Annotated in this window: 1 protein-coding gene; it reads right to left on the minus strand. The window is 30.1% G+C overall.

Going from position 1 to position 611, the window contains the following annotated elements:
• The coding region (locus CP355_RS10035; RefSeq protein ID WP_199161224.1) for a restriction endonuclease subunit S at positions 1-587 on the minus strand (587 nt) is incomplete at its 3' end.
• Between the last annotated feature and the right edge of the window lie 24 nt (positions 588-611).

Here is a 611-nt window from a genome sequence, read left to right on the forward strand (position 1 = left end):
TCACCAAACATCTCGACAAATCGGGCTTTGATTAAAGTGTCCAATTTTGCTAGTTCTTCTTTTCTTAATTCTATTTCTTTACGGGCTTTATCTAGTATGTTGGATATGTTGACTTGACTTTTAAATGACAAATCCTTTACGTTTAAGTCTTTTACATACGCATCTGTTCTCAAATTATGCAAACCAGTTGTCTTATTTTGATACATTTTGGTTTTTCCTTGCTTATATGAAGCGAATAATGACCAAAAGACATATCTTGAATTCCATTTACTTGTATCTTTTACCCGTAATAAACCAGTAAAATTATTGAAAAGATATTTACCATCCTTATTATCAAAATAAACGACTCTGCCTACTGGCTGATTATCACTACCACCAGATTTTTCAATGATAATATCTCCATATTTAAGAAACTTTTTTTCAATATTGTTTTTTTTAATCTTCCTAGTAACAACATTTGAATAATCAATATTACCTTCGTTAGTAAAATTGGTTGTTCGGATAACTGGGATTCCAGTTTTATCGTCATCATTAGATCCCCATTCACCAGAAATTGTTTTACCAGTTATATCAAATAACTTTGTCATATCATCACTACAAATCTGAATTTG

The organism is Lactobacillus sp. UMNPBX4, assembly GCF_002554115.1.
In the GTDB taxonomy this organism is placed as follows: domain Bacteria; phylum Bacillota; class Bacilli; order Lactobacillales; family Lactobacillaceae; genus Lactobacillus; species Lactobacillus gallinarum.